This is a genomic window from Sanguibacter sp. 25GB23B1 (genome assembly GCF_040012415.1).
Taxonomy (GTDB): Bacteria; Actinomycetota; Actinomycetes; order Actinomycetales; family Cellulomonadaceae; genus Sanguibacter.
This window is the reverse complement of sequence record NZ_JBDYKL010000005.1, coordinates 54724-79147: the sequence shown is the minus strand read 5'-3', so window position 1 is coordinate 79147 and position 24424 is coordinate 54724. Positions and strand designations below refer to the sequence as shown.

Annotated in this window: 22 protein-coding genes; 9 read left to right on the top strand and 13 right to left on the bottom strand. The window is 70.8% G+C overall.

Translation table 11 applies throughout. From position 1 onward, the window contains the following. Entirely contained in the window at window positions 1-2607 is a 2607-nt protein-coding gene (locus ABKW26_RS04980; RefSeq protein WP_348591405.1) for a DEAD/DEAH box helicase, read from the bottom strand. Window positions 2608-2814: 207 nt separating this feature from the next. Between ABKW26_RS04980 and ABKW26_RS04975 the strand changes: the two genes are divergently transcribed. Further along, window positions 2815-3201: a hypothetical protein gene (locus ABKW26_RS04975; RefSeq protein ID WP_348591403.1), complete on the top strand. Its 387-nt coding sequence runs from the start codon at window positions 2815-2817 to the stop codon at window positions 3199-3201. Window positions 3202-3259: 58 nt separating this feature from the next. After that, the gene (locus ABKW26_RS04970) at window positions 3260-3757 is read left to right on the top strand and encodes a DUF2247 family protein (protein WP_348591401.1); all 498 of its coding nucleotides are present in this window, start codon (window positions 3260-3262) and stop codon (window positions 3755-3757) included. A 284-nt stretch (window positions 3758-4041) separates the two neighbouring features. Here the strand turns inward: ABKW26_RS04970 and ABKW26_RS04965 are convergent, their stop codons facing one another. Continuing rightward, complete coding sequence (locus tag ABKW26_RS04965; RefSeq protein ID WP_348591399.1) at window positions 4042-5079, bottom strand: alpha/beta hydrolase; 1038 nt, start codon at window positions 5077-5079, stop codon at window positions 4042-4044. Window positions 5080-5117: 38 nt separating this feature from the next. Here ABKW26_RS04965 and ABKW26_RS04960 point away from each other — a divergent pair, with 38 nt between their 5' ends. Both ABKW26_RS04960 and ABKW26_RS04955 read left to right on the top strand, forming a co-directional pair. Next, window positions 5118-5723: a GNAT family N-acetyltransferase gene (locus ABKW26_RS04960; RefSeq protein WP_348591397.1), complete on the top strand. Its 606-nt coding sequence runs from the start codon at window positions 5118-5120 to the stop codon at window positions 5721-5723. Further along, window positions 5720-6571, top strand: a complete 852-nt coding sequence (locus ABKW26_RS04955) for a PaaX family transcriptional regulator C-terminal domain-containing protein (protein WP_348591395.1) — start codon at window positions 5720-5722, stop codon at window positions 6569-6571. The genes ABKW26_RS04960 and ABKW26_RS04955 overlap by 4 nt, the downstream gene beginning before the upstream one ends. Here ABKW26_RS04955 and ABKW26_RS04950 read toward each other — a convergent pair. From ABKW26_RS04950 to ABKW26_RS04940, 3 genes are read right to left on the bottom strand one after another with little or no spacing between them, the layout of a single operon-like run. Then, window positions 6558-7694 carry a DUF6596 domain-containing protein gene (locus tag ABKW26_RS04950; RefSeq protein WP_348591393.1) on the bottom strand — a complete coding sequence of 379 codons (1137 nt, stop codon included), beginning with the start codon at window positions 7692-7694 and terminating at the stop codon, window positions 6558-6560. The two genes, ABKW26_RS04955 and ABKW26_RS04950, sit on opposite strands and share 14 nt — an antisense overlap. 4 nt (window positions 7695-7698) lie before the next feature. Then, window positions 7699-8106: a YciI family protein gene (locus tag ABKW26_RS04945; RefSeq protein WP_348591391.1), complete on the bottom strand. Its 408-nt coding sequence runs from the start codon at window positions 8104-8106 to the stop codon at window positions 7699-7701. Window positions 8107-8146: 40 nt separating this feature from the next. Next, window positions 8147-8806 carry a hypothetical protein gene (locus tag ABKW26_RS04940; protein WP_348591390.1) on the bottom strand — a complete coding sequence of 220 codons (660 nt, stop codon included), beginning with the start codon at window positions 8804-8806 and terminating at the stop codon, window positions 8147-8149. 58 nt (window positions 8807-8864) lie between these two features. Here ABKW26_RS04940 and ABKW26_RS04935 point away from each other — a divergent pair, with 58 nt between their 5' ends. After that, window positions 8865-9521, top strand: a complete 657-nt coding sequence (locus tag ABKW26_RS04935; protein ID WP_348591388.1) for a class I SAM-dependent methyltransferase — start codon at window positions 8865-8867, stop codon at window positions 9519-9521. A gap of 48 nt (window positions 9522-9569) precedes the next feature. Here ABKW26_RS04935 and ABKW26_RS04930 read toward each other — a convergent pair whose 3' ends face one another. After that, entirely contained in the window at window positions 9570-10808 is a 1239-nt protein-coding gene (locus ABKW26_RS04930; protein ID WP_348591386.1) for an ROK family transcriptional regulator, read from the bottom strand. Window positions 10809-10976: 168 nt separating this feature from the next. Here ABKW26_RS04930 and ABKW26_RS04925 point away from each other — a divergent pair, with 168 nt between their 5' ends. From ABKW26_RS04925 to ABKW26_RS04910, 4 genes are all read left to right on the top strand, one after another. After that, the gene (locus tag ABKW26_RS04925) at window positions 10977-13190 is read left to right on the top strand and encodes an alpha-galactosidase (protein ID WP_348591385.1); all 2214 of its coding nucleotides are present in this window, start codon (window positions 10977-10979) and stop codon (window positions 13188-13190) included. Continuing rightward, the gene (gene galT / locus ABKW26_RS04920; protein ID WP_348591383.1) at window positions 13190-14422 is read left to right on the top strand and encodes a galactose-1-phosphate uridylyltransferase; all 1233 of its coding nucleotides are present in this window, start codon (window positions 13190-13192) and stop codon (window positions 14420-14422) included. Before ABKW26_RS04925 ends, galT begins: the two co-directional genes overlap by 1 nt. Further along, the gene (galK, locus tag ABKW26_RS04915) at window positions 14419-15654 is read left to right on the top strand and encodes a galactokinase (protein WP_348591382.1); all 1236 of its coding nucleotides are present in this window, start codon (window positions 14419-14421) and stop codon (window positions 15652-15654) included. Before galT ends, galK begins: the two co-directional genes overlap by 4 nt. 108 nt (window positions 15655-15762) lie before the next feature. Beyond that, the gene (locus tag ABKW26_RS04910; protein WP_348591380.1) at window positions 15763-16272 is read left to right on the top strand and encodes an SRPBCC domain-containing protein; all 510 of its coding nucleotides are present in this window, start codon (window positions 15763-15765) and stop codon (window positions 16270-16272) included. A gap of 41 nt (window positions 16273-16313) precedes the next feature. Here ABKW26_RS04910 and ABKW26_RS04905 read toward each other — a convergent pair whose 3' ends face one another. The 7 genes from ABKW26_RS04905 to ABKW26_RS04875 all read right to left on the bottom strand — a co-directional run bounded on the left by ABKW26_RS04905 (window position 16314) and on the right by ABKW26_RS04875 (window position 24403). After that, window positions 16314-17510: a hypothetical protein gene (locus ABKW26_RS04905; protein WP_348591378.1), complete on the bottom strand. Its 1197-nt coding sequence runs from the start codon at window positions 17508-17510 to the stop codon at window positions 16314-16316. Further along, window positions 17507-18064 (bottom strand): SigE family RNA polymerase sigma factor, encoded by a 558-nt coding sequence (locus ABKW26_RS04900; RefSeq protein WP_348591377.1) that lies wholly within the window; start codon window positions 18062-18064, stop codon window positions 17507-17509. Before ABKW26_RS04900 ends, ABKW26_RS04905 begins: the two co-directional genes overlap by 4 nt. A gap of 168 nt (window positions 18065-18232) precedes the next feature. After that, complete coding sequence (locus ABKW26_RS04895; protein WP_348591375.1) at window positions 18233-19639, bottom strand: glycoside hydrolase family 32 protein; 1407 nt, start codon at window positions 19637-19639, stop codon at window positions 18233-18235. Between the two features lie 101 nt (window positions 19640-19740). Further along, window positions 19741-21354 (bottom strand): ABC transporter substrate-binding protein, encoded by a 1614-nt coding sequence (locus ABKW26_RS04890; protein WP_348591373.1) that lies wholly within the window; start codon window positions 21352-21354, stop codon window positions 19741-19743. Between the two features lie 82 nt (window positions 21355-21436). Beyond that, a complete protein-coding gene (locus ABKW26_RS04885) occupies window positions 21437-22402 on the bottom strand; it encodes a carbohydrate ABC transporter permease (RefSeq protein WP_348591371.1) in 966 nt (321 codons plus the stop codon). A gap of 7 nt (window positions 22403-22409) precedes the next feature. Then, window positions 22410-23363, bottom strand: coding sequence for an ABC transporter permease subunit (locus tag ABKW26_RS04880; RefSeq protein WP_348591369.1), 954 nt, complete (start codon window positions 23361-23363; stop codon window positions 22410-22412). Next, window positions 23360-24403, bottom strand: a complete 1044-nt coding sequence (locus tag ABKW26_RS04875; RefSeq protein WP_348591367.1) for a LacI family DNA-binding transcriptional regulator — start codon at window positions 24401-24403, stop codon at window positions 23360-23362. Before ABKW26_RS04875 ends, ABKW26_RS04880 begins: the two co-directional genes overlap by 4 nt. Window positions 24404-24424: the final 21 nt, after the last annotated feature.

The following is a 24424-nucleotide window of genomic DNA, read 5'->3' as shown; positions in this document are numbered from 1 at the left end:
TCAGAGCGACTCCGGTCGCGGGGCCGGCGCGCGCGACGGTGCCTGCGACGGTGCGTGCGCGAGGACCGCGTCGAGCAGACGGACCGCGGCTGCCTTGTCGAGCGGGTTGTTGCCGTTGCCGCACTTGGGCGACTGCACGCACCCGGGGCACCCGTCGGAGCACCCGCACCCGACGATGGCTTCCCGCGTGGCGCGCAGCCACTGCTCTGCGAGGCGGTAGCCGCGCTCGGCGAAGCCGGCGCCGCCGGGGAACGCGTCGTAGACGAAGACGGTCGCACGCTCGGTGTCCACGTGGACGGCGGTCGAGACGCCGCCGAGGTCCCACCGGTCGCACGTCGCGAGCAGCGGGAGAAGACCGATGGACGCGTGCTCGGCCGCGTGCAGGGCGCCCGGTGCCTCGTCGGTGTCGACCCCGGCGGCCTCGAGGAGATCGGCGGACACGGTCCACCACACCGCGGCGGTCTGCAGCGTGCGGACGGGGAGGTCGAGCGGATCGGTGCTGAGGATCTCCTGCCCGGGGACGCGTCGGCGCTGGAACGTCACCACCTGGGTGGACACCTCGACGGAGCCGAAGCCCCACTCGACGGGCGGGCGTCCGTCGGACGCAGGCGCCTCCACCGTCGCCCCCGACGCTTGTGTCTGCTCGCCCCACTCGACGTGCTCAGCTTCCTCGACGACCGCGATCGACGTCACCCAGCGGGACCACGTGGTGTAGCTGACGTCCTCGCGCGTGACGAGCGCGACGGAGTCCCGCAGGTTGTACTCCTCGACGACGAAGGTCTGGCCCTGGTGGACGTAGATCGCGCCGTCGTGGACGGACCCGTCCGCAGCCGCTGCGTCGACCGTGCCGAGCAGCCGGCCGGTCGCGGACTCGACGACCGACACCGGGGTGCCACCCTCGCCGCGGATGTTCGTGAACCCGGCCGCGCTCTGGTGGTGCGTCCAGTACCAGCCGGACGACCGGTGGCGGAGCGTCCCGCGCTCGGTGAGCTGGTCGAGCAGCGTCCGGGCACCGGCGCCGCCGAAGAGCGGGAGGTCGGACTCGCGCACCGGCAGCTCGGAGGCCGCCGCGCAGAGGTGCCCCGCGAGGACGTACGGGTTGGTCGGGTCGAAGACCGTGGCCTCGATGGGAGTCCGGAAGATCGCGTCGGGGTTGTGCACGAGGTACGTGTCCAGCGGGTCCTCGCGGGCGATGAACGCGACGAGCCCGTCCGCCCCGGCACGGCCCGCCCGACCAGCCTGCTGCCACAACGACACGCGCGTCCCCGGCCACCCGATGATGAGCACCGCGTCCAGGCCGGAGATGTCGACGCCCAGCTCGAGCGCGTTCGTCGTCGCCAGCGCCCGGATCTCCCCGCTGCGCACCGCCGCCTCCAGGGCGCGCCGCTCCTCCGGCAGATACCCTCCGCGGTACGCGGCCACCCGCCCGGGCAGCGACGGGTCGACGGGCCGCAGGTTGTCCTGCGTCGTCGTCGCGACGGACTCTGCACCCCGGCGAGAGCGTGTGAAGGCGAGCGTCCGGGCGCCGTGCGCCGTGAGGTCCGCGAGGAGGTCGGCCGCCTCGGCCGTCGCCGAGCGGCGCGGCCGCGGGTCGCCCGAGGCGTCGACCGGGTCGGCGTCGTCGACGAGACCGAGGCCGTCGTCGCCGTGGTCGTCGACCCCGAAGGCGCTCGCGGCCTCGTCGCCGGCGAGTCGCCGCCGGGTGGTCATCTCGCCCCGCATCGGCGGGATCTCGGGCGGCTCCCACAGGGCGAAGGTCTTCCGACCGGCGGGGCTCGCGTCCGCGGTGACGGCCCGCACCTTCGACGGGTCGACGCCGATGAGCCGACCGGCGCTGACTGCGGGGTCGGCGGTGGTGGCCGACGCGACGACGAAGGTCGGGCCGCCGCGGCCGTCCGGGGCGCGCGTGTCAGGGGCGTAGTGGGCCGCAAGCCGTTGGAGCCGTCGCAGCACGAGGGACACGTGCGCACCGAAGACGCCGCGGAAGGCGTGCCCCTCGTCCACGACGACGTAGCGCAGCGACCGCAGGAAGCGCGCCCAGCGGGCGTGGTTCGGCAGGAGCGAGAAGTGGAGGTAGTCGGGGTTGGTGAGGATCACGTCGGCGTGGTCCTGGATCCAGCGGCGCGCCTCGAAGGGCGTGTCCCCGTCGCAGGTGTCGACCTCGACATCGCGCACGTTCGAGGCCCGGAGCAGGGTCATGACCGAGCTCAGCTGGTCGGCGGCCAGTGCTTTGGTGGGGCTGAGGTAGAGGACGCTCCCGCGGTCGCGCGCGGACTCGATGCGCCCGGGGTTGAACGTCTCGTTGGCACGGTCGCCGCGCACTGCGGAGAGGGCAGGGAGCCAGAAGGCGAGCGACTTCCCGGAGCCGGTGGAGGTCGCGAGGATCGTGTGCGTCCCGCCCCACGCGGAGTCGGCGGCCTCGACCTGGTGCAGCCACGGCCGCTCGACACCCATGCTCCGGTACCCGGCGACGAGCGACGGGTCCGCCCAGGCAGGCCAGTCGCCCTGCGTCCCGGTGCGGGCGGGCAGGTTCTCGACGTGCGTGAGGCGGCCCTCGCGCCGACCCCCGGCGAGCAGGACCGTCAGGAGTTCGTCGACGCGGGCCACGGGGACGATTCTCCCACCCGCGGGTGCGGAGGACGGAGCGGTCGCCGGGACAGGTGATCGCTCCGGGGCTCAAGTCGTCCGTCCTCGGTGTCGATCCCACGGACAAGGGTGCTGTACCGGTGTCCAGGGGGGGATCTGGCCAGTGCAGGGCTGCAGCCTCTCGCGATCCCGCGGACCCCGACAGATTGCCCAGGTAGAGGAGCTCGGATGAGAGGCGGCTTCTTCATCGGGCTCGATACGGATCTCTTTCAGCAGCTGGCCACGACGATCACCCAGCTCGAGGGTGACAGCGATCCCGCATTCCGCGTGGCTCAGCTCACCGATGCCGAAGGCCGACTCTTCACTCTGGACGAGTGCGTTCCGGGGGAAGCAGAGTGGGAATACCGAGAAGGTCCCTTCACGGAGGGCCCAGGCGTGAAGGTCCCGGATATGCAGGAGGTCACCGCATGCCTGTTCTCGTGCCGATGGCCCGACATGGTTGTTCGGCTCGCGCAGGTCATGGCATCGAGAACCCGCGGTCCTCTCTGGTTGCTCGACGGTGACGGGGTCATCTGGGACGCCGCCGCCGTCGACCCGGTCGCCGTAGCGCTGTGAGGGGTCGGCACCTTCGAGCAGAATGGGCTCGCGCGCGGCTCGGGACACGGAGTGGATCATGAACAGCGACGACCGGGTCTCGTTCGATCTGCCCGCGGTGTTCGTGATCCCCCGAGTGCGTCTCGAACCGGGAGAGCTCGCCTATGGCTACGCCCACGGGTGGATAGACGACGCATCGGTAGTCGACATCGCTACGGATCTTCTCGCGGCGGGTGCTCCGTCGGCGCCTCTCCAGGAGCTCGCGTGCGTCTTCAGGGCTGAGCTCTGGCGAGTTCAGCGGCTGGTCGACGAGATCGAGACCGAGCCAGGCTCCGAGCCGGAACGTGTCTGGCTCTACCTCGCACTGGCATGGCTGCACGATCACCGGAGAGAGCACGCAGATCCGCTGCAGCTGATCGAGATGCTCTACGCCGACTTCGGCTATCCGACGGAGATCGAGACGCTGGTCCGGTACATGCCGGCCACGCCAGGTGCTCCAACCGGGGTGATGGCTCTCGAAGAGCGCTGGACGGACTACCTGCGACAGAAGTCGTCCGAGTATGCGATGAGGCGCTGATGTCCGAGCTCGTCGATCCCGGTGCCTCGGCCAGCGGGACGGCGTGTCAGCCGCGCAATGTCGCGTTGAGTCGCGCAGCCTGCCGCAAGAGGTGCTCCCGTTCTGGGAGGTTCGTCGCCGCCAGCGAAGCCTCGGAGTAGACCCGCGCAGCCAGAACGTGAGGGACTTCCTGGAACCGGTCGAGGCGGCGAGGATCGTGTGCGTCTCGCCCCAGGCGGAGTCGGCGGCCTCGACCTGGTGCAGCCACGGTCGATCACCCGCGGCGTGCTAGACCGGCCTGCCGGTCACCGGAGGAAGTCGCGCTGGGCGTCGAGGTATCCCGGCGCGAAGACCTCGCGCGGGGCGAGCACCGCAACGACTGTGCCCCACACGGTGTGGTCCTCGACCGCCGTCCGGGCGAGGGTGTGCCTGGCGTCGGGGAACCGGCGGACCTCGAGGGACGTTCCGAGCAGGTCGCGGTAGACCGCCTCGGTCTCGTCGACGTCGACGTTGAGGTCGTCCTCGGCGAGCAGCAGGAGCGTCGGGACCTGCGCGGTACCCATGGCGGAGAGGTCGCTCGTCGCGTCGGCGAGGTAGCTCCGGCTCACGAAGCGCCACCGGGCCTCGTCCATGGGATCGAGGTCGAGCGTCTCGGCGCGATACCGGGCGTGGTCGGCGCCCTCGTCGAGCAGGCGCCGGGTATCGTCGCTCACCGCGAGGGCGCGCGCACGCTCGTCGGCGGTCGCACGCTCCTCCTCGAGCTCTGCAAGCAGGTTGTAGCGTCCCTGCCGGATCCAGCTGATCGCGGGGGAGACGAGGATCGCAAAGGCGACGTCCCGCTCGGCGGCGACAGCAGGCACCACCCAGCCGGCCTGGCTGGCACCCCAGAGCCCGATCCGGTCGGCGTCGATGCCGGGCTGCGCCGCGACCCAGTCCATGGCGGCCTCGACCTCCGTCGCGCGGTCGGCGAGCGACTGGTCGAGCCAGTCGCCGGACGAGCCCCCGACACCGGGCTTGCTCCACGACAGCGACGCATACCCAGCCTCTGCGAGCGACTCCCAGATCGGCTGGTAGAAGCCGTCGCTCGTCGCGTCGACCGCGCCGTCGCCGTGGACGAACACGACGACCCCCACGGGGCCGTCGACCGACTCCGGCCAGGCGAGCACGCCGACGAGATGGCCGCCGTCGTGCGGGATCGACACGTCCTCGAGGCGCAGCGCGAAGGTGTTGCCGAAAGCCGCGACGGCGCAGAGACAGAGGAGCGCGCTCATCACACCGACGAGCCCGCCGGCAACCTTGCGCCGGTGCCGCGAGGGTCGGTCACCCCGCTCCGTTTCGTTCATTGTGTTCACGGTCGTACCGTAACTGATAGTTTCTGGCGATGAACACTCTTCGGATCGTCCGTGGCGTCCCAACCGGTCAGCGGACGCGTGCGGCCGAGCTCTACTGGGAGGCGTTCGCCGGGAAGCTGAGTCCCGCCCTGGGCGACGCCGCGCGCGGCGTTCCCCTCCTCGCCGACCAGCTCGAGGCTGACCGCTTCCTCTGCGCAGTCATCGGTGACCAGGTGGTTGGGGTGCTCGGTTTCCACAGCGGTGGGACATCCGGGTTCGACATCACCCACCGCGTGCTCGCCGCCCACTACTCGCCATGGAGTGCCTGGTTGCGGCTCCTGCTGCTCGCACCGCTGGACCGATCGCCCCGCGCGGGCGAGCTCCTCCTCGACGGCGTCTGCGTCGACGCGTCGGCCCGTGGGCGGGGTGTCGGGACGCTCCTGCTCGACGAGGCGGCCGTCCTCGCCCGCGAGGCGGGGGCCCGGGCGGTCCGGCTGAGCGTCGTCGACACCAACCCGCGGGCGCGCGCGCTCTACGAGCGCCTCGGGTATCGCGCCGAGCGCACCGAGCACCTCGGTACGCTCGGCAGGCTGTACGGGATCGCAGCGGTCACCGCCATGGTGAGGCTGCTCACGGACGAGGAGGGGGTCGTATGACGACGCACGTCCGGCCGCCGGTCACGGTGCCGGTCAGCCCACGGGCGCTCGTCGAGCACTGCTTCGACCCCGACGGTCGCGCGGTCCTCGCGACGGTCTACGACGTCGCCGCCGCACTCGGCCTCGAGGACCAGCCGGTGCGCCTCGCGGTGCGTCGGCTCGTCGCGGCAGGTGCGATCGAGCAGATCGGCCGCGGCCGGGCGGGCACGCTCCGGCTCACCGCGGACGCCCGGCTCCGCGGGGCGCTCGATCTGGCGTACTGGCACGTCGCCGTCCAGCAGGACGAGGGGACCTTGGCGTGGGACGGGCTGTGGCGACTGCTGGCGTTCTCGGTTCCTGAGCACCGGCGCGCCGACCGCGACGCCTTGCGCAGCACCCTGGCATACCTCGGGGCTGTCGCGCTCACCCCGGGCCTCTACGTCAGCCCGCACGACCTCACGGTTGCTCTCGGCGCCGAGCTCGCCGGCAAGGACGTGCACGCCGACCTCACGACGGCGACGTCGGCGACCGTCGTGCACGGAGGCCGATCCCTCGCCGTCCAGGTCCACGACCTGTGGCCGCTCGACGCCGTGCGTGCGGGGTACGAACGCCTCGAACGGGGGATCGGTGTGTGGCGTGCCCGACTGGCCGAGGTCCGCGCCGAGACCTCCCACGATGCTCCGCCGAGTATCTCGCTCGCCGCCCGGATCGCGCTCCACGCCGCGCTCGACCGTGCCGTGGGCCCCGACCCCCTGCTGCCCCCCGAGCTCCTGCCGCCCGACTGGCCGGGTCCGCGCGTGCGCGGTGCATTCCGGGACACGTGGGCTGCGCTCGACGGCGGGGCGCCGCTGTCCATCATCGCGCGTTGAGCCGTGCGGCCTGGCGCGTGAGGTGCTCGCGCTCTGGCAGGTTCGTCGCAGCCAGCGCCGCCTCGGCAAAGAGCCGCGCGGCCGTCGCGACGTCGCCGGCGCGCTCGTGCAGGTACGCGGCCGCAGCGGTGAGCCGGGGGAGCGCAGGGTCGAGACCCGCCAGCGCCACGAGACCGGCCTGCGGCCCGTCCGCCTCGCCTACTGCCACAGCCCGGTTGAGCCGTGCGACCGGGCTGTCGGTGAGCCGCAGGAGCTCGTCGTACCACTCGACGATCTGCACCCAGTCGGTCTCCTCGATCGAGCGGGCGTCGGCGTGCAGCGCGGCGATGGCTGCCTGGGCCTGGAACCCGCCGAGCCGGTCGCGGGCGAGTGCTGCCTGGAGGATCTCGACGCCCTCGGCGATCATCCGGGTGTCCCACAGGCTGCGGTCCTGCTCCGCGAGCGGTACGAGGCTTCCGTCGTCGCGGGTCCGTGCCGGTCTCCGGGCGTGGTGGAGGAGCATGAGCGCGAGCAGGCCGCGCACCTCCTCGTCGTCGATGGACGCGGAGAGCTGGCGCGTGAGCCGGATCGCCTCGGCGGAGAGGTCGACCTCGCCGGTGTAGCCCTCGTTGAAGACGAGGTAGAGGACCCGCAGCACGGTGGCGACGTTGCCGGGCTGGTCGAACGCGACGCCTGCGACGGTCCGCTTGGCGCGGCTGATCCGCTGCGCCATCGTCGGCTCCGGGACGAGGTACGCCTGCGCGATCTGTCGGGTGGTCAGCCCGCCCACCGCGCGCAGCGTGAGCGCGACGGCGGACGCCGGTGTCAGGGACGGGTGCGCGCAGAGGAAGTAGAGCTGCAGCGTGTCGTCCACCCCGCTGGCCGGCCCGGGTGCGGGCTCGTCCTCGACGACCAGCTCGCGCCGCCGCCGGGACGCGTCGGCCCGCGTGGCGTCGAGGAACTTGCGCCAGGCCACGGTGACCAGCCAGCCCTTCGGGTCCCGGGGCGGGTCGTCCTCCCACGAGCGCACCGCCTCGACCAGGGCGTCCTGGAGGGCGTCCTCGGCCGCCGCGAAGGGTGCTCCGCGACGGACGAGGACGCCGATCACCGTGGGTGCGAGGGTGCGGAGCAGCGCCTCGTTCACCGTGTCACTCCGTGACAGTCGGCGGCATCGTGAGGAACGGGCGGATCTCGAGCCACTCGTGGATCGGCTTCCCGCCCGCGCCCGGCGCCGCCGACAGCTCGCCGGCCAGCTGGAGCGCCCGCTCGTAGGTCTCCGTGTCGATGATCATCCAGCCCGCGATGAGGTCCTTCGTCTCCGCGAACGGACCGTCGGTGACCGGCGGGCGCCCTTCGCCGTCGTACCGGACGAACGTGCCCTCCGGGGAGAGGGCCTGACCGTCGACGAACTCGCCCGTGCCCTCGAGCCGGGCAGCGAAGTCGTTCATGTACTGGATGTGCGCCGACACCTCGTCGGGTGTCCAGCGGTCCATCGGGACGTCGTTCACCGCTGCCGGCGCGCCGCGGTAGTGCTTGAGGAGCAGGTACTTCGCCATGATGCTCTCCTTCGTCAGGTACGGGCCATTGTGGCCACGCTCATACCGAGGACGGAACAGCCTGCGAGATCTCGACATCCGGGCGCGAGCGGATCTGCGTGGCCGCGAGCACCCACACGAGGAGGAGGGGCAGGGACACGTACGCAGCGGTCATGAGGCCGGGCGACCGGGTGAGATATCCGGCGCCGGAGACGACGAGCGCCAGGACCGTCGCGCCCGAGAGGGCGACGAAGAGCGGCGCGAGCGCGGGCGCAGCCGTGCCGCGGGGGCGCCAGCCGTGGACGACTGCGATCCATGCGGCGAGCACGAGCATCTTCGTCCCGTCGGCGACGGTGATGGTCGTCCACACGGTGACGGGGTCGATGGACTCCGTGGCCGAGACGAGCACCAGCTCGCCGGTGAGCTGCACGAGAGACAGCACCGCGGCCGCGCTCGCCAGCAGAAGCGACGCCGCGCGGCGTCCCGAGGGTGGGAGGCGGGCACCCAGCGCGACGAGGAGGACGGCGGCGACGCCGTGCACGAGCACCGCGAAGATCGTGACGGTCGGGGAGGCCGCTGTCGCGTCTCTGATCTGGGCCGCGTCGGCGTCCGGGAGGAGGTCTGGCCCTCCGAGCACCAGGCCGACGACCCAGCACAGCACGTAGCCAACACCGACCGCCTGCAGGGTTCGTCCGGCGGCAGGGCTTGTCAGGGGTCGCATGGCGGCGAACGTAGCGTGCCAGCGTGAACGCAGGGTGGCCGACGCCTACGCTCGGGCCATGACCGAGGTGGACACGGCCGGCACGGACCGCGAGAGCGCGCGTGCGTTCTACGACACGGTCGCGGCAAGCTACGCCGCGATGCTTCCGGACACGTCGTTCGAGGCACCCCTCGACCTCGCTGTGCTGGACCACTTCGTCGCTTCGCTGCCTCCCTCACCGGCGCCGGTGCTCGACGCGGGGTGCGGGGCGGGACGGATGCTCGGCTACCTCACGGGTCGAGGTGTCGAGCGCGTCGACGGTGTGGACCTGTCGCCAGCGATGATCCGTGAGGCGCGCGCGGCGCATCCCGGGGTGCCCCTTGCCGTCGCGGACCTGGGGGCGCTGCCGTTCGACGACGGTGCGTTTCGGGGGGTGCTCTCCTGGTACTCGATCATCCACGTCTCGCCCGACCACAGCGCCGCGGTGCTGCGCGAGCTCGCGCGCGTGCTCGCACCGGGTGGCGCGCTCCTGCTCGGGTTCCAGGCAGGCGCCGGTGAACGCCTCGTCGACGGGGCGTACGGGCACGACGTGCAGGTCCGCGCGCACCTGCACAGCACGCAGGGGGTCGCTGAGGATCTCGTGGCGCTGGGCCTCGAGATCCTTGCCACGGTCGACCGGGCGCCGCGGCCCGGCGAGCGGAACGCGCAGGGGTTCGTCCTGGCGCGCAGGCCCTGAGCTGCGTCGAGCGGGTCGGCGCGGGAGTGCTTCCGAGTCCGCGCCTGCTCAGCGCCCGAGCACGAGCGACTGGATCGCGACGACCGCAGCCCCCCGAGCCCACAGCGCGAGCTCGGGGCTCTGCAGGGAGATCTCGGGGTCGCGGGTGCGCGGGTTGCGGTCGTGGTGGAGCCCGTCGCGGACGGCGGCCGCGGCGACCTGCGCGAGGCGCACGCCCTCGCCGCCGAGGACGATGCGCTCGGGCATCGTGAGGTTCGCGACGGCGGCGAGCATCCGCCCGAGCGCACGGCCGGCCCGGTCGACGACGCCGGACGCGACCGGGTCGCCGGCAGCGGCGAGGTCGAGGAGCTGGTCGTAGGTGACCTCGCGCCCGAGCGCGGACGAGCCCTCGGTGACGAGCGCGCCGATCGTGAGCATCGCCGTCGCGCAACCGGCGTGCCCGCACGGGCCGGTGGGGCCGGTCGCGTCGAGCGGGAAGTGGGACAGCAGGCTGAGCCCCGCTTCCGGGCTCGTCACGGCCTCGCCGTGGACCACGAGGCCGTAGCCGATACCGGCGCCGATCGTGAAGAGCGCGAAGCGGTCGCACCCGTGCCCCTCGCCGAACCAGTGGGTGGCCTCGGTGACGGCGACGATGTCGTTCTCGACGACGGTACGCAGACCGGTCCGAGTCGTGAGGAGCTCGCCCAGCGGCACGTCGAGCCACCCGAGGTGCGGTGCGTCGGTGACGACGGACCGGCCGTCGACGTGCCCGCCGACACTCACGCCCAGGCCGGTCACGCCCGCGCCGGCACTCAGTGCGGCGAGCCGGGAGACGAGCCGGTCCGTGAGCGCGGCGACGACGTCGAGCACGTCCTGCGGCTCGTGGCCGGGAAGCGGTGCGTCGTCGGCTGCGAGGATCTCGGCGCGCAGGTCGGTGAGCGCCGCGTAGGCGTGGTCGCCCGTGAGCTTGACGCCGATGAAGTGGTGCGACCCGGGGACCACCGCGAGCGGCTGGGCCGGGCGTCCGAGCCGGGGAGAGGTTCCCGCGCCGTCCGTGGCGTCGGCGGCCGTCTCGGGCGCGCCCACCTCGACGGAGCCGGCTTCCACGAGGAGGCCGGAGTCGAGCAGCGGTCGGGTCAGCCGGGTGAGGCTGCCGGGGGACAGAGCCATGCGGCGGCTGAGGTCGCGGCGGGAGAGCGGCCCGTCGAGGAGGACCTCGAGCGCGATCCGGCGCGCGGCGCCGGTGAGCGGCTCCCAGGCCCGGTGGTCACCGGTGCGGGGTGCGCTGAGGCGAGTCTCGAGGGTCATGGTGGGGGCAGTTTATTCGCTGGAGCAACTAAATGCTAGGGCGGTGTGTCAGGGAATTCTGGGCGATACGAGCGCTCCCGCGCTTGGTTGACACGCCTTAAGTTCTGCACTAGAACTAAGTGCGCAGCGGCCGTGTGCCGCGTCGTCCAGACGAAGGAGTCACCGACCGTGTCAGCCCCTGACCTCCTGCACCTGCGCGCGGCCGGCGTCAGCCTCGTGCTCGACTGCTCCGGCCACCTCCTGCCTCGCGTCCTGCACTGGGGCGCAGACCTCGGCGACGTGCCGGGTGTCGAGCTGGAGGCCCTGCGCACCGCGAGCGTCCCGCAGGTGGCGGGCGCCACGATCGACGTCCCCGTGCCGCTGTCCATCGTCCCCGAGCAGTCCGTCGGCTGGCTCGGCACGCCCGGTATCGCCGGGCACCGTGCCGGGGCGGACTTCTCCACCGCGTTCCGGGTCGAGGGCCTGGGAGTCACCGCGCCCGGCACCACCACCGACGAGGCCGGCGAGTCCCACCCGACGGTCCAGCGCGTGACCGTCCGCGCCGCCGACTCCGCAGCCGCACTCGGCCTCGTCCTCGAGATCGAGCTCCTCCCGTCGGGGATCGTCCGCCAGCGCGCGACGCTCACGAACACGGCCGACCCTGCCACCTCCCGCCCCGAGTACACGCTCTCGTCGATGGACCTCTCGCTGCCCGTCCCGAGCGAGGCCGACGAGATCCTCGACTTCACCGGCCGCTGGATCCGTGAGCGCGCCGCGCAGCGCAAGCCCTTTACGTTCGGCACCCATGTCCGTGAGGTCCGCAAGGGTCGCGGTCACGATGCGACGCTCATCGTGGCCGCCGGCCGCGCCGGCTTCGGGTACCGCTCCGGCGAGGTGTGGGGTGTGCACGTCGCGTGGTCCGGAAACTCGCGGATCGTCGCCGAGAAGATCCAGGGTGGTGCCCGCCACCTCGCCGCCGGCGAGCTGCTCCTCGCGGGCGAGATCATCCTCGGTGCGGGGGAGAGCTACGAGACTCCGTGGGTGTTCGCGTCCTACGGCGACGGGCTCGACGAGATGTCGAGCCGCTTCCACTCCTACCTGCGCTCGCGCCCTCACCACCCGAGCACCGCCAACGGTCGCCCGGAGCGCCCGGTCCACATCAACGTGTGGGAGGCCGTGTACTTCGACCACCGCCTCGACAAGCTCACGGCCCTCGCCGACGAGGCGGCCGCGATCGGCGTCGAGCGGTACGTCCTCGACGACGGCTGGTTCCGCCACCGCCGCGACGACACCGCAGGGCTCGGCGACTGGTACGTCGACGAGGACGTCTGGCCCGACGGCCTGGGGCCGCTCGTCGACCACGTGCGCGGTCTCGGCATGCAGTTCGGCCTGTGGTTCGAGCCGGAGATGATCAACCCGGACTCCGACCTCGCCCGCGCACACCCGGAGTGGATCATGGCGACGGGCGACCGTCTGCCACCCGAGGCGCGCCAGCAGCAGGTCCTCGACCTCGGCCACCAAGGGGCTTTCGACCACGTCCTCGAGCGTATCGACGCGATCCTCACCGAGTACCCGATCGGGTACATCAAGTGGGACCACAACCGTGACCTCGTCGACGCGGGCCACTCCCCGACGGGCCGCGCGGGCGTCCACGACCAGGCCGCCGCGCTCTACCGGCTGCTCGACGAGCTCCGGCGCCGTCACCCCGGCGTCGAGATCGAGAGCTGCTCGGGTGGCGGCGGTCGCGCCGACCTCGGCATCCTCGAGCGCACCGACCGCATCTGGGCGTCCGACTGCATCGACGCCCTGGAGCGCCAGAGCATCGAGGCCGGTACCGGCCTGCTCGTGCCGCCGGAGATGATCGGCTCGCACATCGGCTCTCCGCACAGCCACACGACCGGTCGGCGCCACGACCTCGACTTCCGCGCCGGGACGGCGTTCTTCAGCCACCTCGGCATCGAGTGGGACCTCACCGCCGCGAGCGCCGAGGACAAGGCCGAGCTGGCGCAGTGGATCGCGCTCCACAAGGAGCACCGCGACCTCCTGCACACCGGGACCGTGGTCCGGGCGGACCACCCGGACCCGTCGGTGTGGGTGCACGGCGTGGTCTCTGCCGACGCCGCCGAGGCGATCTTCTCGGTCGTCCAGCTGACGACCGGTGCGAACGAGATGCCGGGCCGCGTCCGCTTCCCCGGCCTCGACCCCGCCACGACGTACCGCGTCCACCACCTCGACCCCGGCGCAGGCATCACCGACCACCAGGGCGCCCGCCGCCTCGGCTGGTGGGACGACGGCGTCGAGCTGTCGGGCCGCATCCTGGCCACCGTGGGCGTCCAGGCGCCCATCCAGCACCCCGAGCACTGCGTCCTCCTGCATGTCACTGCTGTCCGAGAGGTTCTCTGATGACCACCACCGACGCGGCGCGCGTGCGCCGCACCGCCACGACGCTCGCGGACGGCCGCGACCTGTTCTACTTCGACGACTCCGAGCCGTACGTGTCCGGCGAGGCGACCCGTCGTCTCGACGACCCGCGCCCCTTGCCAGGCCGCTACGACCCGGTCGTCACCGTCGACGAGGACGGGGTCGAGACCACGAAGCCCGTCACCGGGCCGACGATGCGCTACGACGTCCTCACCGGTGAGTGGATCCCGCACGCCGCCCACCGCATGAACCGCACCCACCTGCCCCCGGCGGACGCGAACCCCCTCGCCCCGGCGAAGCCCGGCGCGGCGTACTCCGACGGCGAGATCCCGGCCGAGGACTACGACGTCGTCGTGTTCGAGAACCGCTTCGCCTCCCTCATGCGCATCCCCGGTGCGCCCGACGAGGTGACCGCCCTCGACGGCGAAGAGCTGTGGCAGGTGCGGCCCGCGGCCGGTCGCTGCGAGGTCATCTGCTTCTCCCCGGACTCCACCCAGTCGCTCGCGACGGTGGGCCCGAAGCGCATGCGCACGATCATCGAGGCATGGGCCGACCGCACCGCAGAGCTCGGCGCGATCGACGGCATCGAGCAGGTGTTCTGCTTCGAGAACCGTGGCCGCGAGATCGGCGTGACCCTCACGCACCCGCACGGCCAGATCTACGCCTACCCGTACGTCACCCCGAAGACGGACGTCATGCTCCGTCAGGCGCGCGCCCACCGCGAGCGCACCGGCCGCAACCTCCTCAAGGACGTCCTCGAGGCCGAGCTGCGCTCCGGTCGCCGCGTCGTGCTCGAGTCCGAGCACTGGGTCGCCTACGTCCCGGCGGCCGCTCGTTGGCCCATCGAGGTCCACCTCGCGCCGCGTCGCGACGTCGCCGACCTGCCCGCGCTGACCGACGCCGAGCGCGCCGACCTCGCGGACGTCTACCTCGAGCTTCTCGGTCGTATGGACCGCTTCTTCCCGGCCGACGCGGACGGGAACCCGACCATCGCGCCGTACATCGCCGCGTGGCACCAGGCGCCGGTCCGTGAGGGCCGCGACGACCTGCGCCTGCACCTGCAGCTCTTCTCCATCCTCCGCGCGCCCGGCAAGCTCAAGTACCTCGCCGGCTCGGAGTCCGGTGCGGGTGCGTGGATCAGCGACACGACGCCCGAGCGCATCGCCGACCGCCTCGTCGAGGTCGCCTCGGGTGCGGCGGAGGTGACGGCATGAGCGCCCCGCAGTACGCGCTCGAGTGGCTCGACGCGTGGAGCGTCGAGGACGGCGACTCCCGCGCCGCGGCCCTCTTCACGGAAGTGTTCGGCGCGCAGCCCGACGGCACGTGGTCGGCTCCCGGTCGCGGCAACCTCATCGGTGAGCACACCGACTACAACGGCGGGCTCGTGCTCCCGTTCGCGCTCCCGCACCGCACCTACGCGGCGATGAGCCGCCGGGACGACGGCCTCGTGCGGCTCGTGTCGGCGCAGGAGCAGGGTGTGGTGCGCACGGTCGCGCTCGCCGACGTCGCGCCGGGTGCCGTCGACGGCTGGGCGGCGTACGTCACGGGTGTCGCCTGGGCGCTCGCTCAGGACGGGCACGCGGTGGGCGGTTTCGACCTCGCCATCACGTCGTGCGTGCCGTACGGCGCCGGCCTCTCGTCGTCCGCGGCCCTCGAGGGATCGGTCGCGATGGGTCTCGACGCTCTCTACGGACTGGGCCTCGGTGCCGACGACGCAGGCCGTCAGCGCCTCGTCGCAGCGTGCATCCGGGCGGAGAACGAGATCGCCGGCGCGCCGACGGGCGGCATGGACCAGGCCGCCGCGCTGCGGACCCGCGAGGGCCATGCGCTCCTCCTCGACTGCCGCAGCCTCGAGGTCGAGCACATCCCCTTCGACCTCGCGGCGAGCGACCTCGCGCTCCTCGTCATCGACACCCGTGCGGAGCACCAGCTCGTCGACGGGCAGTACGCCGCTCGTCGGACCACGTGCGAGGCCGCCGCGGCCGCCCTGGGTCTCGGGACGCTGCGCGAGGTCACGGATCTCGAGAGCGCCCTCGACCGCCTCTCGGCAGCCGGTGTGCTCGACGCGAGCGGGCAGGACCCCGAGGTCGTGGCGCACCGTGTGCGCCACGTCGTCACGGAGATCGCCCGGGTCGAGGAGGTCCTCGCCCTGCTCGAGGAGGGCCGTACCGCTGATGTCGGCCCCGTCCTCACCGCCGCGCACGCGTCGCTGCGCGACGACTACGAGGTGAGCTGCGAAGAGCTCGACGTGGCGGTCGCGTCCGCGCTCCGCGCAGGTGCGCTCGGTGGCCGGATGATCGGCGGTGGCTTCGGTGGCTCTGCCATCGCGCTCGTGCGTGCCTCGGACGTCGAGGCGGTCGCGACCGCTGTCGCACGCGCTTTCGCGGCCGAGAACTTCACGCCGCCGGCATTCCTCGTCGCGATCGCGTCGGCGCCGGCCGCCTGAGGCGACGCGGGCCCTCGCTCGCCGGTCCGGGTCGTGGGACCCGAACCGGCGCGCGATGATGGGGGGACCGGGACGTCAACCGGTCCACCACCGACGTCAGGACGAGCCATGGCCGAGCACGAGATCCGGCACTCCACGACGATCGCCGCCCCCGTCGAGGCCGTATGGGCCGAGATCACCAAGGTCGGAACACGCCAGCGAGCACAGCTCGACTCCGTTCTCACGACGACGTTCCTGCCGGGCGACCCTCTGTACTACACGTCCGAGGACGGCTCCCGGGTCTTCATGGTCGGGCGCGTGCTCGAGGTCGATCCGCCCAGGACCTTCCGGCACACCCAGGTCCTCACGATGCGGCACGATCCCGTGACGGTGGTCGAGTGGCACCTGGAGCCGGACGTCGGAGGCACCCAGGTGACGCTCGTCAACTCCGGCTGGCCCGACGCAGCAGCCATGGCGAAGGTCGACACGACGTGGGAGGGGATCCTCGCGAACCTCAGGTCCGTCGTCGAGACCGGTGACGTCCCGGGCCGACAGAAGATGACCCTCTTCTTCATGCGCACGTTCATGTTCATGATGCCGGCCTCGACCAGGACGGCGAACGTCGTCGTCCCGGACTGATCCGGGACGACGACGCCGCAGCCCTCACCGCGGGCGGACCGTCAGTCGAAGTGGCAGAACACGTCACCGTCGACGGTCCCGGCCACGTCCCCCTCGTAGGTCGCGGTGAACCTGTCCGCCTCGGCCCGCGTGGCGAAGACGAGAGCGACACCGGACCTCAACGTGTCGTCCGGACCGAAGACGTCCCCGGCGGCACCCTGGCACATGAACGGCCACAGCGCGTCGCCGTAGCCGAGCGCGGTCGTCGCGGCGGACGCGGCGTCGATGACGGACTGGTCGTCGCTCGGCAGCGCCAACCACACGACGCTCGTGTCCGCCACCCCGGCCATCACCGTGACGGTGTCGATGACCGACGGCATGCCCGCGGCCTGGTAAGGACTCTGCGTGGGCGAGCCCGTCTCGTCGATCCAGAGGTCGGCGATCGCAAACCGCGAGACGTAGCTCTCGTCCACGGGGAGGAGGTCTCCTTGCGTGGAGTCCCCCTGCATGGACGTCCGCGCAGTCACGGTGTAGCGGTGATCGGTCCAGACCTCGTAGCGACCAGCCGGCAAGGTCCCGACCGCCGTCCCTCCCGGCGTGCAGGCCTGGATCCACAGGGTCCCCTCGACCTCTCTCGTCTTGGCACCGCCGAGCTCGAAGGCCTCCATCGCGGGGGCCGCGTCCTGCGCGCGCCCGACGACGATCCCCTCCCGGGCGAGGACGAGAGGGATCGTCGCCTCCGCATCGCCGGCGACCGTGCTCAGCTCGCGGTTGTCGAGAGAGACCACGAGCGACGCGGGCCCGGGGACGCTGAGCGTGGACAGGTCCGTCGGCGTCGTCATGTGGATCCGGCCGGTGGCGTTCTCAGGTGTTCTGGTCCCCAGCTCGGCAGTCGCCCCGCACTGCGGGAACACCGCCGACGGGTCTGCCACGGGGAGCGTCGCGACGGGCTCGACCGCGGGCGTCGTAGTCGTCTCTTCGGTCGGGGTGGGGGCCGCAGACACGCCGGGCCGTGGCGAGCCGATGACGTCGGGCACCGGGCCGTGCTCGTCGTCCCCGGCCAGCTGGACCGCGGCGAACGCGGTCCCGCCGACGAGCGCCAGGCTACCGAGGGTCGAGCCGATGACGAGGGCGGGACGGCGCCGCCGCTTGGCGCGGATGCGCTCGGCGACCGCGCGTCGCATCTCGTCAGCAGTCATGGCCTGGTCGACAGCGGAGTCGACCGCGCGGTGGAACGAGGTGTTCAGGTCGTCGCTCACTGGTGGCTCCTCGGCTCGTTCGTGGTGGGTGGTGCGGGGGCGAAGCGGGTGTCGCCGCCCGCGGTGGGCGCGAGATCGGCCAGCAGCGAGCGCAAGGCAGCGTGGGCGTCGTGCAGGTGGCGACCGACGGTGCCCTCGGCGATGCCGAGCTCGGTGGCGATCTGGGCGACGGTCAGGTCGTCGAAGTGGCGCAGGACCACGCACGCCCGTTGGCGCGGGGACAGCTGTTGGAGCGCAGCCGCGATGTCGACCTCGTCGCTCGTCGCGCCGTCGCTGCTCTCGCGCCGTTCGGCGCTGCCGACGAGGTGCTTGATACCGGACCACCGCCGGCGCTTGCGGTACGCGTCGAGGTAGATGGTGAAGATCGCCCGGCGTACGTACCCCTCGGCGGCCCCGTGCTGGGGTACCGATCTCCGCGAGAACACCTTGACGAGCGCGTCCTGCACGAGGTCTTCCGCCTCGCGGACGTCGCTGCTCAGCAGATAGGCGTACCCGAGGAGCGCGCGGTGGCGTGTCCGTACGAGCTCACCCATCTCCTCTTCCCAGTCCTGCATGTGTGTGTCTCTCCCTGCGCTGTCGGTGGCCGTCACACATCATGACGCTCGGCAACGCTAGAACCTTGGGGGTGATCTGCGAGCGGGGCCGTCTCCCTCACGACCGCCGCACCTGTCGACGCGGTGGTGACGCTCGTCGACGGCGGCGAGTCTCCTGGTGCCTGTGGGTCAGGCGAGCGACACGTGGTGCACGTGCGCGAGGCGCGAGCCGGGGAAGACGAGCTGTGTCAAGGCCACCATGCCACCGTCGACGTAGATCTCGACGACGCAGCCGTCGACGACGAGGAGCAGGTCGGTTGTGGTGCTCCCGAGCAGGGGTGCGCTGTCGACCGAGGGGAACGACGGGTGGAAGGCCACCGCACCGCTCTGGGTCCGGTCGCAGCTGAGGGTGCGTTCGTCGCCGTCCACGGTGATCGTGACGCGGTCGCCCTCGCCGCTCGCGCGGCTGGAGAGGACGACCTGATGCCGTCGCCCAGGTCCTGTGTCGACCTGCAGCTCGCGGACGAGCAGGTCGTCGGATCGCTCGTGCTGCGGGGGCAGCACGGGACGCTGTGCGACGCGGAGCGTCCCGTCACGGTCCTCCACGAGGTCCAGCTCGCGGACCAGTGACATCGCCGAGCGCCACGGAGCGGTCGGGGTGTCGTTCGCGTAGTCCCAGTTGCTGGCCCAGCCGACCGTCAGGCGACGGTCGTCGGGGACGCCGGAGAAGCTCACGGCCGCGTAGTAGTCGCGGCCGTGGTCGAGCCAGTCGTAGCTGGCGAGCTGGTCGGACGTCGAGAGCCGGTCCGGGGTGAACGTGGTCCCGTCGAAGTCCCCGACGAAGTACTGGGTGCCGGACCCTCCGGCGATCCCACCGGGGTTGAGGCTGACGAGCAGGACCCATCGGGTCCGGTTGGTGCCGCGGACCCGGAGCGGGAACAGGTCCGGGCACTCCCACACGCCACCGACCGCATGTGCAGGGCCGACGTGCGAGGCGCGGGTCCACACGATGAGGTCGGGGGAGGTGTAGACGACGACCCGCCGCTCGACAGCCTCTACGGCCACCATGACCCAGTGCCCGTCCCGTTCGCCGTACCAGAAGACCTTCGGGTCGCGGAACTCCGAGGAGCCGATGTCGAGGACCGGGTTGCCTGCGTACCGCGTCCAGGTGTCCCCGTCGTCGAGGCTGTAGGCCAGGGACTGCGCCTGCCGGCCGGGATGGGGGCTCGCGGCGGTGGATGCGCTGGTGTACACGGCGACCATCGCCACCTGGTCGGGACCCGCGAGCCCGGAGGTGTTGTGGTGGTCGACGACCGCGCTCCCGGAGAACACCATCTCCTCCGGGGTGTTCCTGATGGCGACCCCCTTCTCGGTCCACGAGACGAGGTCTGTCGAGGTGGCGTGGCCCCAGGAGATGTTTCCCCAGGTGCTGCCCTCAGGGTTGTTCTGGTAGAAGAGGTGGTACACGCCCTTGTGGTGGACCAGCCCGTTGGGATCGTTCAACCAGGTGTCGCGCGTGGTGAAGTGCGCCGATGGGCGCAGGTGCGTGGCGATCGGCTCGGTGGCGGTGTCGCTTGCCGGGCGGGAGGAAGTCACGGAGTTCCTGACGTGTCGGTGGGGCGAGGGCGGTCGGGGAGCGCCGGAGCGCCCGGTGGCACGGTGCGGGCCGTGTGATGGCCCGCACCGCACCGTGCGTACTACTCGCCGCCCTGCTGGAAGCGGTCGTAGGCGTCCTGATAGACGGCGGTGATGTCAGCGACGCCCATCGACTCGAGCTGGGAGACGTAGCCGTCCCACTCCGCGTCCAGGGTGTCGTTGACGATCCAGGAGGCGAACTTCTCCTTGACGAGCGTGTTGACGTCCGTCTGCGCGAACGAGACCTGGTCCAGCTCCTCGTTGGAGAGCATCACTGGCGGATAGGCCTCGTTCGCCTGGTGCGGTGCGTAGTGCTCGGCGACCAGGTCCTGACGGTGCTTCGCCCGCGGCTCAGGGGCCACGACGGTCTCGAAGTCCTGCTGCGTGGTGATCTTCGGTCCGCCCGGGGCGACCTTCTGACGGCGCTCGCCCTCGGATGCGCCCTCCTCGGCGGGGATCTGGACGAGCAGGCCGCTCGCGTCCTCCTCGAGCGTCACGCCGATCGGCCCCCAGCTGGCCTGGGCGGACATGACGGGGTCGAAGAGCCGGTCGGCCCAACGGATCGTGGCGGCCGGGTACTGGTTGGACCGGGTGAGGGCCATCGCACCTCGGCCGATCTCCTGGTTGCTCGTGACGCTCGCGAGCCGCTCACCGTCGACGCCCTCGAGGACGCCCAGCATCGCGTAGTCGCCTGCACGATCCGTTCCCACCATCTCGTTGAGCTCCCACCAGAAGAAGGAGCCGACGATCGCGGTGTCGGACTTTCCCTTGGCCAGGTAGGCGACGTCGTCCTGGGAGAAGGACTCAGGGTCGATGAGCCCGTCGGCGTACCAGTCCGCGAGGCCCTGGACGCCGGCCTTGTACTCGTCGGTGGTCGCCGTGAACTCGACCTGGCCATCACGCACGATGCGGTGGTCGTTGTTCTCCGGCTGGCCGCCGAGTGCGGCGACGAGGTCCCACGGGTTGGCGCAGAACGAGTCGGTGCGGAAGGTCAGCGGGATCTCGTCGGCGAGGCCGTTCCCGTTCGGGTCCTGGGTCTTGAACGCCTCCAGGGCGTCGCGGTACTCCTCGATCGTGGTGGGCATCGGGATGCCCAGCTGGTCGAGCCAGGCCGTGTTGATGAAGAGGAAGTTGGGGTACTGGAGGATGCCGAGCTCCTCCACCGACGGCAGCGTGTAGATGTGACCGTCCGACGCCGTGATCGCCGCGCGGATGTCCGGGCGCTCGTCGAGGATCCCGGACAGGGTCGGCGCGTGCTCGGCGATGAGGTCCTCCAGCGGGACGAGCGTCCCGCTGGAGCCGTACTGCACCACCTCGGCGTCGCTGAGGCCCGTGTTGAAGAGGACGTCGGGCAGCTCGTCGCTCGCGAGCATGAGGTTCTTCTTCTCCTGGTACACGGTGTCTGGCAGGTTCTGCCAGTCGATGGCGATGTTCGTGTCTGCCTCCCACTGCTGGACGAGCTCCATCTCGGAGTAGTCCGGGGCGAGGGCTGACTTGGCGCCTCCGAACGTCAGCGTCAGGGTCTCGTCGACGATGGGCAGCCCCTCGGCGTTGAAGCCGAAGTCGGCGGAGGCGTCCGGGAGCTCGGCGGCGGGGCCGCTCCCGCCGCAGCCGGCGATGAGGAGGGCGCCGGCGGCGGTCAGGGCGGCGGGCATGAGGAAACGACGGTGTCTCATCGGTGTGTCTCTCTGTGAGTGTTCGAGATGGTGGAGCGGAAAGGGGGTCCCGCATCGGCGGGAGAAAAGGGGGGAGGTGCGTTCAGCTCTTGACAGCGCCGAGGAGGGCGCCCTTCGTGAAGTGCTTCTGCATGAATGGCAGGACGATGAGCAGCGGGACCGTGGAGACGACGATCATCCCGTACTTGATCAGCTCGCCGATCCGCTGTGCAGCGGCATAGGAGTCCATCGCGCCCGAGCCTCCGGCGGAGGAGACGTCGGACTGGATGAGGACGTTTCGCAGCACGAGCTGGAGCGGATACTTGTTCTCGTCGTCGAGGAAGATCAAGGCGTCGAAGAACGCATTCCAGTTGCCGACGAGGTGAATCATGATCATGAGGAAGATGAGCGGTTTCGACAGCGGCAGGACGACCTGGAGGAAGAACCTGAAGTCGTTGGCCCCGTCGAGCTGGGCGGCGTCGCGGAGCTCTTCGGGGACGTTGTTCTCGAAGAACGCCCGAGCGATGATGAGGTTCCAGACCCCGATCGCTCCTGGGAGCACCACTGCCCAGATCGAGTCGAGCATCCCGAGGTCCCGCACCACGAGGTACCGGGCGATCAGTCCACCGTCGATGAACATCGTGATGATGAACAGCAGCATGAAGAAGGTCCGGCCGAACAGGTCCTTGCGGGAGAGTGCGTACGCCGCGCAGAGGATGGAGACCACGCTGATGGTCGTGCCGACGAGGGTGTAGAGGACCGAGTTGGCGAATCCGCGCACGATCGCCGGGTCGGAGAAGATGAGGCCGTAGCCCTCGGTGGTGAACCCCTTGGGCCACAACCACACGTTGCCGTTGAGGATCTGCGACGGCTCGCTGACCGATGCGATGAGGATGAAGTAGAGCGGGTAGAGGATGGCGATGATCGCGGCGACGAGAAGCCCGGTCGCCATCACGGTGAACAGGGGATCGGCCATGCGGGACCGGAGCGGTGCGCGACGGGGCGCCCGGGAGGTGGGGAGGGTCGCTGTCGACGTGCGGGCGACCGTGGTTCGGGTCATCTGGCTCATGGCGTCGTCACCACAGACTGGACTGGTTGGCCCTGCGTGCGACCCAGTTGAAGGTCGCCAGCAGAGTGAGGTTGATGAGGGAGTTGAAGAGGCCGATCGCGGCGGAATAGCTGAACTGCGCCTGTTGCAGACCGGCTTTGTAGACGTAGGTCTGGATGACCTCGGAGGTCGGCAGGTTGAGGTCGGTCTGCATGAGCAGGACCTTCTCGAAACCGAGGTTGAAGAGGTTGCCGATGGCGAGGATGAACAGGATCGTGATCACCGGCATGATGCCGGGGATATCGATGTTCCGTATTCTCTGCCACTTGTTGGCGCCGTCCATGCGGGCGGCCTCGTGCAGCGACGGGTCGATAGCCGTCAGCGCGGCGAGGTAGACGATCATCGAGAATCCGGCGTTCTGCCAGACGTCCGACCCGATGTAGAGCGGCCGGAACCATTCGGGTGCGCCCATGAAGAAGACGGGTTCGCCACCGAAGACTTCGATCGCGTTGTTGACGATCCCTGCGCGCGGGGAGAAGAGCAGGTGGATCATGCCGACGACCACGACGACCGAGATGAAGGACGGTGAGTAGAGCACGGTCTGGGTGAACTTCTTGAAGCGTTCGTTCTGGAGCTGGTTGACGATGAGCGCCAGGATGATCGGCACGGGGAACGCGAGGACGAGTCCGAGCGCGTTGAGCGTCAGTGTGTTGGTGAGCAGTCGCTCGAACTGGAACGACTCGATGAATCGTTGGAAGTTGTCGAGGCCCACCCAGGGGCTCCCGGAGAAGCCGTCGACGGGGTTGTAGTCGCGGAATGCGATCTGAGCCCCGTACATGGGCCAGTACTTGAAGATCGCCACGTAGATGACGGCAGGCAGAAGTAATACGTATAACTGCCACGAGGCGACGAGGCGACGCCATCGGGGCGCGCGCGGTCGCAAGAGCGGTCCGGGTTGTGGTCGATCGAGCTGGGTGGTCATCTGTGCACCTTTGCACTCGTCACGGATCGTCGGACGACCAGTGAGCAGTCGATGGGGTGGTCGGCCGGCGGTTCGCCGGTCGGGTCGAGCAGCAGCTGCAGCGCCGTGCGAGCCATCTGCTCGTAAGGAAGCTCCAGCGTCGTCAGTCCGGGGTCCAGGAACGGTGCCAGGGTGTCCTGGTTGTCGAACCCGACGATCGAGCAGTCGTCGGGCACCTGCAGGCCAAGGCCTTCCAGGGCGCGGTAGGCACCCCAGGCGGTCCGGTCGTTCCCGCAGAAGATCGCCGTCGGGGGCTCCGACGAGGTGGTCATGAGGTCGCGCGTCAGCTCGAGGCCGTCCTCGACGACGCCCGAGCCGTACCGGACGAGCGACGGGTCGTAGGCGATGCCGGCCTCAGCCAGTGCGCGACGGTACCCCGCCAGTCGACCGATACCGGCCGGCAGCGTGCTGTCCTCAGGCTGGATGTTGATCATGGCGACATGCCTGTGCCCGGAGTCGAGCAGGTGGCGCGTCGCCGCGTAGCCCGCTCGCTCCTCGTCCGGGAAGACGCTGTGAACGAGACCTGAGCGTTCACGAGCGTTCACGACCACGGTGGGGATGCCCGCGAGAGCCTCGGGGAGGTCGAGCACACGGTGGTACATCGCGGCGTACACCACGCCGCGGACGCGGTAGGACATGAGCATGTCGATGGCGGCTGCCTCGAGCTCCGTGTCGTTGAAGGTGTCGATGCTGAGGATGACCTGGCCGGTCTCCCAGGCGTGGAGCTGCGCGCCCTTGAGCAGCTTGCCCGCGAACGGAGAGGTGGCGATCTCGTCCGAGATGAACCCCACCATCCCGGACTCGCCGCTGCGTAGCGTCCGTGCGTAGGCGTTGGTCCGGTACCCGAGGTCCTGGACCGCTTCGAGGACGCGGGCACGGGTGGTCTTGCCGACCCGCCGACCGGCGGCGTCGTTGAGGACGAGAGAGACGGTCGCCTGGGAGACGCCCGCGCGGGTCGCTACGTCCCACATCGTCGGCTGCTTGCCGTTCGTCGCTGCCATCGACCCACCTCCTCGTCGGGT